This is a genomic window from Humidesulfovibrio sp. (assembly GCF_030689645.1).
Taxonomy (GTDB): Bacteria; Desulfobacterota; Desulfovibrionia; order Desulfovibrionales; family Desulfovibrionaceae; genus Humidesulfovibrio.
Genome location: NZ_JAUYFU010000076.1, coordinates 1 through 8,763, shown reverse-complemented (window position 1 = coordinate 8,763; position 8,763 = coordinate 1). Strand labels below are relative to the sequence as shown.

Genomic DNA, 8,763 nt, shown 5'->3' with positions numbered 1-8,763 from the left:
ATTCTGGACGTTTCGGAAACAGCCGGTTGCAGGCAAGGCCGGAGCTAGACGGCATGACCGTCAGACGATGCGTTTCTCGCGGTGAAAATCCAGCAGGTTCCACTTGAAAACATACACGCCCAGGTTGCTCACCTCGCCAGACTTGAGCGGTTTCCACTCGATGCGCCCCCGCTCATCCAGCTCCCCCTCGTCGGTAAACTCAAAACCCAAAGAGGTTACGCCTGTTTGCGGGTCGCTGAAGGTATTCCGCAAAATCATCGAGGCGTAAAAGGACTCAGGCTCGGCGCCCGGCTCGGCTATGGCCTCGAAATAAATACTGAAGTAGTCACCCCTGCTTGGTCTTGGCATGGCTTCGCGCAGCAAGGCGTTGTCGACCAAAAGTTGCAAGCCATGGGTGGAGATGTTGCCCAACCGGAATCCAGGGTTTGCGTCAGCCTCAAAATGCAGAAGCGGCGGCCTGGCCTCAACGCGCGCTCCAGCTGGCATCTGTCCCCAGAAGGAGGCCACCGGCACCCGGTTCCGGTCGACCGCCACGCGCACGCAGCGCCGCTGCTGCGCGCTCTTTACGCCCTCCGGCAGTGCGAGGACGAACCAAACCATGCCGTTGGGCTGTTGCTGCACGGAACGGATTGGGCTGGAAAAGGTGAGAAACTGCGCGTAGCCGTCGTTCTCGCGGGGGCGGATGCGAAAATAGCAGGAAACGCTGGTCCCAACCCACCTTTCAGACACGGTCTTGAGGGCCGAGACCTCGACGGTTACGCCTGAGGCGTCGTATTTGACTGGAGAGGCCGTCAGATTCTTGATGCTCGTGACACCCTCGTCGAACTCAAACTTGAGCTTGGCGCGCTGGTCCTGAAGGTCTGCCAGGATGCCCAGCAGCATCTTGCGCTTGGCTCCGGCGTTTTCAACCTTGCTGTTTTTCACCCAAAGCGAACACATTAGCAGAGACCTCGCTAAACAATTTTTGGTGTCCAGCGCACGCTGGGGCCGCGCCCATCTACCAAGCGAACTGCTTCATCAAGCTCGCCGGGTATCTCAAAAACCATAGGCTCGCCAAAGATGAAGGGACCCAGTGGGCACAACCAACTGATTTTCCGATCATGCTGAAGCTGAAAACAAATCAAACCACGAAAAGAGGTGCTACAGCAACCCTCAGCCAAGTTGCGTAGCACCTCGATTTTGTTCTTGGTACCGGGAGGGGGAATCGAACCCCCAAGGCGTTGCCACCGGCGGATTTTGAGTCCGCTGCGTCTACCAATTCCGCCATCCCGGCATGAGAGTGGCTTTCATAGGAGATGCCACCGGTCCTGTCAAGCCGGAGCTTAAGGATGCGCTTGCTAGGGTCCAAGGGCCGTGCTAGCCAATGCATCCCATTCAACGCCTGCAAACCAGGGCACAGGCCCTAGGATTCCAAATGGTCCTCCCCATCGGCTCCCTCGTCGACGCTGCAGCCATCATCGCCGGAAGCCTGGTGGGCATGGCCCTGCACGGGCGCTTTCCGGAACGCTTCCGCTCAATCGTGTTCCAGGGCCTTGGGCTTTGCGTGCTGCTCATCGGCGCGAAGATGGCCCTCACAGTCACCAACCCGCTCCTGCTCATCTTCTCCATCCTGCTGGGTGGCCTCGCGGGCGAGTTTCTGCGCCTGGACATGGCCTTCGAGCGTCTGGGCGACCAGGCAAAGGCGCTGCTGCGATCCGGCAACCCGAATTTCACCGAGGGTCTCATCACGTCCTCGCTTATCTTCTGCATCGGAGCCATGGCCATTGTCGGCTCCTTTGACGAGGGCATCCGCGGCGACGCCACAGTGCTGTATACCAAGAGCATCCTTGACGGCTTCGCCTCGGTGGCCCTGGCCTCCACCTTCGGCTCCGGCGTGCTGTTCTCGTTTATCCCAGTGCTCTTGTACCAGGGCACCCTGACAATTTTCGCAAGCATGTTCCAGCAGCACTTCACCCCCATGGTCATCAGCCAGCTTACTGCCACAGGAGGCCTGCTCATTCTTGGCATCGGCCTCACCCTGCTCGACATCAAGCGCGTCAACCTCTCAAACCTGCTGCCGTCCCTGTTGATTGCCGTTGTTTTGGCTCTGCTGTTCAGCTAGCGGCCTGCGGCTGGCTCCACGTCATTTCCAAAGCACTTGACCAACGCCCCTTTCGGAACGTAGAGTTTTTGTTGCAAGCTCACGCACCCGACCCTGTACAATTTACGCTGCACATGACCCGGGGCAACGGCAGCAATGGATCGCGAGATTTTATCCGGGACACGACCACGGAAGGAGACGACCAGCATGGATGTGGAACTGGCAAAGCCCTTTGTTAAGGCAGCCATGGATGTCATCGGCACCATGGCCTTCATCACCCCTCGGGCGGGCAAGCCTTTTGTCAAAAAGAACTCCATCGCCACTGGCGATGTCACCGGGCTTGTGGGCCTCACCGGCGACGGCAAGCGCGGAAGTGTCTCCATCTCGTTCCAGAAGGGCTGCGCCGTGGCCATGGTCAAGAACATGCTGGGCGACGACATTCAGGACATCCTGCAGGACGTGAAGGACGCCGTCGGCGAGATCACCAACATGATCTCCGGCCAGGCACGAGCCGGGCTGGCCGAAAAGGGACTTGTGCTTCAGGGTTCCACGCCTACCGTCATCATGGGCGACAACCACAGCATCACGCACATCGCCAAGTCGCCCATCATGGCCATCCCCTTCGAAACAGACGCGGGAAACTTCACTATTGAGTTCTGCTTCGAGTAACCGCCATCTTCCCGTCGCATCCGCTCCGAGCAGAAGAGGAATATAGCATGGCCACGCTGGAAGGCTTCCGAAGCAAGGACTTCCTCGACCAGATCACCATTTTGAACGACATAGCCGGTAGCAAGGACCCCCTGGCACTCTCCGGGCTCATTGATCTGTTCGAAAACCCCACCGGCGACACCGGCGTGGACTACATGGTCGTGGGTGTCCTCAATTCCGTGCTTGGCACGAGCGAAAGCGCCGTGGTCCAAGGACTCGGCAGCAATAGCCAACGCTTCCGCACTCTGTGCATCCGCACCGCTGGCGAATACGCCTTCGCATCCGCTGCGGCCCCCCTCATCGGCATGGCGGGCAGCGAGACCGACCCCGACCTGCTCATAGAAATTCTGGCTGCACTGGCAAAAATCCGTCCTGCGGGAGGAAATGCCGTTTTCCGCGCATTTTTGAATCACGAAGACCACCTCCTGGCCGCCATGGCTATGGAGATGGCCGGGGTGTATGCCGACGCGGCAGCCCTGCCGGCCCTCCAGGCCGCGCTAAGCGCAGCCGAGGCCAGCGAAAACTTTGAGCATTGCGACATCACCACTTGGAAGGCCATCGATTCCCTGGCCGCCATCGCCACGCCAGAAAGCCTGCGTTTCCTGGTTGAGAACGTGCACCACAAGAACCCCACGGCGCGGCGCATCATCACCGACGCCCTGGTGCGCCTTGGCGAAACAGTGCTGCCCTACCTTGATCCCGTTTACTCCACTGGCTCGACGGATGACCGGATCCTGGCCTGCAACATCGCCGGATTCATCGGCCAGCGCAAAGGAGCCGACGCCCTGGTGCGCGCCTTCGACGCCGGACACTTCACCGATCCCAACGTGCGCTACGCTGCCTTCGAGGCCCTGGGCCGCATCGGCACCTTGAAAGGCCTGGTGTGTCTGGTGGACGGACTTGAAGAGAACGACGAGCTCATCCTCATGGCCGTGGTCGTCGGGCTCGAACGCCACGCTGCCCCCGGCGTACTCAAGACCATCAGCGAACGAATCTCCGCTGGCACGGAGAACAGCCCGCGCATCTGCCGGGCCATCATCGCCGCCCGCGCACTGCGCCTGTTCCAGGAGCTCTACAAGGACGAGCTGGTGGGCGACCATCTCATCGACGCCCTGCGCCAGTCCCAGGACCAGGACATTCTCGACGCCTTTGCCCAGCGCCTCGTCGAGATCGGCTCCGACCGCTCCCAGGCCGACGCGGCAAACCTGCCCAGAGCGCGCGTCGCCACGCGCAAGGCTCTGGCCGTTGACGACTCCAAGTCCATGCTGGCCCTCTACCGCCGCATCCTCACAGACCTTGGTTTTGAGCCCCTGCTGGCGGCAAACGGCCAGGAAGCATACGCCTACGTGGAAAACGGAGAATTCGCGGACGTGGTCATCACGGACATGAACATGCCGATCATGGACGGCGTGGAGCTTGTGAGCAAGCTGCGCGGGTCCTTGGGCTACGACGAGGTGCCCATCATCATGGTCACCACCGAGTCCGAGAACTCCCAACGCGACGTGGCGGCCAAGGTCGGCGTCAACGCCTTCATCACCAAGCCCTTCAAGCCCGGAGCCATCAAGGCCCTGATGCGCGACCTGCTGGGCGACTAGACCGGCACCCCTTCCCCACTGACACCGCGCAGAAACTCCAGGGTCTGGCGCGCCGCGCTTGAGCTGTACAGCAGGCCCACGTGACTCATGGGCGGCAAGGCACGCTGGGTCCAGCCAGCCGCCAGCTCGCGTTCGTCCAGAAGCGCCCCGGAAAGCGGCAGCACCATGCTGTCTGTCGGCGTGTACAGGCTCAGGGCCGGAACCCGGCAGCAAGGCAGCCCGCGCACCAGCCGGATGATACGCCCCTGCGGGGATAGTCCACGAGCCAGCCTACCCACTCCCAAAAGCCCGGCCAGTGTGCTGCCACCATGCGGCGTGCCCAAGGTCACCACGCCAGCCACTCGGCAGGCCGCACCCGCCCCACGACCAGAGGCCACGCGGGGGTCGGCGCAGGCAGCCCGGATGACCAAACCGCCCAGGCTGTGTCCAACCAAGACAACGCGCCCGCCAGGGGCATACTGTGCCGCGTCCAGCAGCAGGTCCGCAAGACCTGCGGCGATGTCCTCGAACTCGCGGCCAAAGCTCGCATAGCCGTAGCACCGCACGTCACTGAAACCAGCACGCCACAGCCTGCGCCGAAGCACGAACCAGGCGGACGGGGTGTGATACAGCCCGTGCACAAGAATCACTGTGGGTAAGCCGGCTCCCGGGCCGCGCTTGCCAAGCCGTCCCATGAACGGCCCCAGAGGCAAAAATAAGGCTGTAAGCCAGAGACTCCATACGGAGTCCACAAACGCCCGCGCAAGGCCGCGAGCAAGCTGCCCGCCGAGCAGGTCACGCTGCCGCGCGGCATCGCCGGAATTGTGGTTTTCAAGGCACGCCAGAAAAGACAGGAGCGCCGGAATGAATAGAATGACAACGGGAATTATGACGAGAATGAGGGTTCTGTCCACAATGTGTCCCTCCAGGCCAGGCAAGTCTTGCCTGCCGCACCGCACCTTGTGTACCATGGCGGAAACAGCCTGTCATCACAGGCATTGCGGGGGATGCATGGACCTGCCAGAGGCAGCGCAAAGCGTGACCATCGACGACTTCTTCCAGACCGACGTGCGCGTAGGCACCATTGTGCGCGCAGAACCTTTCGCCGAGGCGAAGAAACCGGCCTACAAGCTGTGGATCGACTTCGGCGAACTGGGCATCCGCCAGTCCAGCGCCCAGATTACACAGCTCTACCAGCCAGAAGACCTGGTCGGGCGGCAGGTGGTGGCCGTGGTGAACTTCCCCCCGCGCAAAATCGCGGGCTTCCGCTCGGAAGTGCTGGTGCTTGGCGCCGCCACCCAGGCCGGACATATCACCCTGCTGGCGCCGGACGCCTACGCGCCCGACGGATCGCGCATCCATTAAGAGGTTCCATGCCCGCTCACAAAATCGCTCAAGGCCCGATCCTCTGCCTGGACATCGGCTCCGGCACCCAGGACGTGCTGCTGTATTTCCCGGACCGCGAGATCGAAAACTGTCCCAAGCTGGTGCTGCCCGCCCCGTCCCGCGTGCTGGCCGGACGCATCCGTGAGGCCACGGCTCAGCGCCGCGCTGTGCATTTGCACGGCTGCAACATGGGCGGCGGTTTCCATTCAGCTATGAAGGCTCATTTGGCCGCAGGAATGCCCTTCTCCTGCACCCGCGACGCAGCCTTTTCGCTGGCGGACGACCTGCTGGCCCTAGCCGCCACGGGCGTGGACATACGGGAAGACTGCCCAGAAGGCGCAGCTGATTTTTTGGCCGCAGACTACGACCCGGTGTTCTGGGCTCGCGCCCTGGACACGCTGGGCCTACCGAGTCCTGCCATGGTGACGGCCTGCGCCCAGGATCACGGCTTCCATCCTGGCCAGAGCAACCGCCGGGGGCGCTTCGTGCTTTGGGAAAAGTTGCTGCACGAAGCCCACGGCCAACCTGAGAGCCTGCTGTATCAGGAGGTTCCGGCCTGCTTCACACGGCTTCAAGATCTGCAAAGGAGCATTGGCGGCGGCCCTGTGGCCGATACCGGGGCTGCGGCTGTGCTGGGTGCGCTCTTCGAGCCCACTGTGCGCCGCAAGGCTGAGGCGCGCGGCCTGACCCTGGTGAACATCGGCAACAGCCACACCGTTGCCTTCCTGCTGTACCAGGGGCGTGTGTGGGGCGTGTACGAGCATCACACTGGGCTTGTGGACGCACCGCGCTTGTGGGATCAGTTGGCCCGCTTCCGTAAGGGCTTGCTGAACTTCGAGGAGATATTCGACGACAGGGGGCACGGAGTCATGCGCCTGGACCTGCCAAAGGAGGCCGGCGGCTTTGCCGATACGCTCGTGCTGGGCCCGCGCCGAACCATGCTGGAAGGGTATGACGTTGAATTCCCCGCACCCGGCGGGGACATGATGCTCACGGGCAGTTTCGGCCTGGTGGAGGGCCTGCGCCTGCAGGGAAGGCTTTAGCGGAAGCTGCGGCTGAAGAGCTCGCCGATTGCCTGCGCGCCAGCCTCGGTGAGTGAGCGCGTGCCTGTGCCGGTGAAGCGCGCCTTGCTGATGATCGGGTTGCGCACAGCGCTCCAATCCGCAGATTCCCATCGGAACCAGCCCTGGCGCTGCTGGTCGAACACAAAAAGCGGCTTGTCGCACAGCTTGGCGAACTCCGCCCCCCAGCCAGTGCCGCCGCGCACGGTCTTATCGGGCAGGATCTCACCCACAACGAAGACTTCCTGCCCGGAAATCACCTGCCAGCAGATGCTCTGGATCAGGGCGCGAAAATTGGCCTCGTCAGAATGACTTGGATAGCTGCGGCCCATGAGGCGCGTGACGTACTGCACGCTCACGTCGCGCAGGGCAAGATCCTCATCCGAGAGAAGGCGCAGGCCTCGCTGGCGCTCGGGCTCATGCCCGGCGAAGCTGAAGGTCACCTCTTCCAGGCCGTGCAACTCGGCTGCAGCGCCAAAGGCCGCCTCGGATCCAGTGGCACCGCCGGAATACAGCGTCGCGGTTTGTTGAGTATTGGGCATGTCGCTTCTCCTGCTTAAACAGGTCGGTAAAGGCTGACTCAATTTACGCGCTTTCCAGCCGTTTGGGAAGACGCAGAAAAAACGTTGTGCCTTCAGTCTCCGCAGAAGTGAACCCGACAGACCCGCGCAGGTAGCGCTCGGTGAGCAGGAGCATGCTGTAGGTGCCGAGCCCCCTGGACTCGCCCTTGGTGCTGAAGCGGCGGCGGAATATATTGTCCTGCACGTTCTTGGGGATTACGGAACCGTTGCGCACAAAAAAGCGTACCCCATCTCCCTCGTCACGACAGCCAAGGGTGACAGCGTCGCCGGGGTGGCCGGCCTCCAGGGCGTTTTTCACCATGTTGCCCAGCACCCGGTGGACAAGGCGAATGTCTGTGACAATCTGGACGTCTTCGCAGGTGCTTTGCAGCGTTATCTGCTGTCCCTGGGCTGTCGGAGCCGTGGCATAAAGGCTCATTAGCTGGAGCAACAGGTTGTGGGAGCTCTCTGCACAATATACGGGTTTGAGTTCATTGGTTTCCGCAGACAGCAAATCCCGCTGTCCTATGATTTCATCCACAAGAGACTGCGTTGCGGAGTTGAGCACTGAAAGCTCCGGGGCTTCTCCCTGAGTGTTGTTCATGCGCAACACCTCGACCAATCCGTTGATGCCCCCAGCAAGGTTCAGCACATCATGGAAGAAGATACGCTCCATACTGCGGCGGCGCATCTCATGCGAAATGTCCTTCACGGCGAAAAGCACGTACTGCATGCCTTCGATATCCAGAGGAGTGGCGCTGACATGAAGATCGAGGCCCTCAAAATTGCCCTGCTCATGGCGCAACAACTTGCAATCCCCATCGCCGGCATGCCCCTCCAGAGCGGTGAGAATAGCCCCGACGGCCCCGCAGTTACGGCAATAACGCGATGTACCGCACCCGTCAGCACCCTCCAAAGCGTTAACGCAAGCAAGAGCCTCGCCAGGGCGCATCCCCAGCACTCCCTCAACTCCTGAGTGCCCGAAGAACTCTACGGCGCTGCGATTGGCGAAGACGACCTGACGATGTTTGTTCAAGGCCAGGATCACCGAAGGAAGCGCATCGAAAAAAGCGCGGCAATGGGTATCCACGAAAGTTTTGAATTGAGAGAGGATGACGGCTGTAGTGGCTCGCTCGGATGAGGCAAAGGCGGTGGTCAGCACTATGTCCATATCTGGCACCTTAATTCTTCCTTGTCAAAAAATACGGGTAATTCCGGTTCCCGTCAACGCACTCGAACCCCCTGCTTTCGCCTTTCATCAAACGAGAAATGGCCCGGATTTTCATCCGGGCCATTTTGAAATTAAGTCTTGGCGGCGACCTACTTTCCCACGATTAGAACCGCAGTATCATCGGCGATGGCGGGCTTAACTTCCGAGTTCGGAATGGGATCGG

The 8,763-nt window shown here is 61.2% G+C and carries 9 protein-coding genes, 1 tRNA gene and 1 rRNA gene; 5 read left to right on the top strand and 6 right to left on the bottom strand.

The window, feature by feature from the left end:
• Positions 1 to 60: 60 nt before the first annotated feature.
• Together Q8O35_RS10505 and Q8O35_RS10500 are read right to left on the bottom strand one after the other, a co-directional pair.
• Positions 61 to 939 carry a hypothetical protein gene (locus Q8O35_RS10505; RefSeq protein WP_305573015.1) on the bottom strand — a complete coding sequence of 293 codons (879 nt, stop codon included), beginning with the start codon at positions 937 to 939 and terminating at the stop codon, positions 61 to 63.
• A 247-nt stretch (positions 940 to 1,186) separates the two neighbouring features.
• Positions 1,187 to 1,273, bottom strand: a tRNA-Leu gene (locus Q8O35_RS10500).
• 141 nt (positions 1,274 to 1,414) lie between these two features.
• On the opposite strand from Q8O35_RS10500, the gene Q8O35_RS10495 reads away from it, so the two are divergent.
• From Q8O35_RS10495 to Q8O35_RS10485, 3 genes are all read left to right on the top strand, one after another.
• Positions 1,415 to 2,101: a DUF554 domain-containing protein gene (locus Q8O35_RS10495; protein WP_305573013.1), complete on the top strand. Its 687-nt coding sequence runs from the start codon at positions 1,415 to 1,417 to the stop codon at positions 2,099 to 2,101.
• A gap of 186 nt (positions 2,102 to 2,287) precedes the next feature.
• A complete protein-coding gene (locus Q8O35_RS10490; RefSeq protein ID WP_305573011.1) occupies positions 2,288 to 2,749 on the top strand; it encodes a chemotaxis protein CheX in 462 nt (153 codons plus the stop codon).
• A 47-nt stretch (positions 2,750 to 2,796) separates the two neighbouring features.
• A complete protein-coding gene (locus tag Q8O35_RS10485; RefSeq protein WP_305573009.1) occupies positions 2,797 to 4,383 on the top strand; it encodes a response regulator in 1,587 nt (528 codons plus the stop codon).
• Here Q8O35_RS10485 and Q8O35_RS10480 read toward each other — a convergent pair.
• Entirely contained in the window at positions 4,380 to 5,276 is an 897-nt protein-coding gene (locus tag Q8O35_RS10480) for a triacylglycerol lipase (protein ID WP_305573007.1), read from the bottom strand. The genes Q8O35_RS10485 and Q8O35_RS10480 overlap by 4 nt on opposite strands.
• 97 nt (positions 5,277 to 5,373) lie before the next feature.
• Here Q8O35_RS10480 and Q8O35_RS10475 point away from each other — a divergent pair, with 97 nt between their 5' ends.
• Positions 5,374 to 5,727 carry a tRNA-binding protein gene (locus Q8O35_RS10475; RefSeq protein ID WP_305573005.1) on the top strand — a complete coding sequence of 118 codons (354 nt, stop codon included), beginning with the start codon at positions 5,374 to 5,376 and terminating at the stop codon, positions 5,725 to 5,727.
• Between the two features lie 8 nt (positions 5,728 to 5,735).
• The gene (locus Q8O35_RS10470; protein ID WP_305573003.1) at positions 5,736 to 6,791 is read left to right on the top strand and encodes a DUF1786 domain-containing protein; all 1,056 of its coding nucleotides are present in this window, start codon (positions 5,736 to 5,738) and stop codon (positions 6,789 to 6,791) included.
• Here Q8O35_RS10470 and Q8O35_RS10465 read toward each other — a convergent pair.
• From Q8O35_RS10465 to rrf, 3 genes are all read right to left on the bottom strand, one after another.
• Positions 6,788 to 7,351, bottom strand: coding sequence for a hypothetical protein (locus tag Q8O35_RS10465; protein WP_305573001.1), 564 nt, complete (start codon positions 7,349 to 7,351; stop codon positions 6,788 to 6,790). The two genes, Q8O35_RS10470 and Q8O35_RS10465, sit on opposite strands and share 4 nt — an antisense overlap.
• Before the next feature lie 43 nt (positions 7,352 to 7,394).
• Positions 7,395 to 8,540 (bottom strand): ATP-binding protein, encoded by a 1,146-nt coding sequence (locus Q8O35_RS10460; protein WP_305572999.1) that lies wholly within the window; start codon positions 8,538 to 8,540, stop codon positions 7,395 to 7,397.
• A gap of 136 nt (positions 8,541 to 8,676) precedes the next feature.
• Positions 8,677 to 8,763, bottom strand: a 5S ribosomal RNA gene (gene rrf / locus Q8O35_RS10455); the annotation flags it as partial.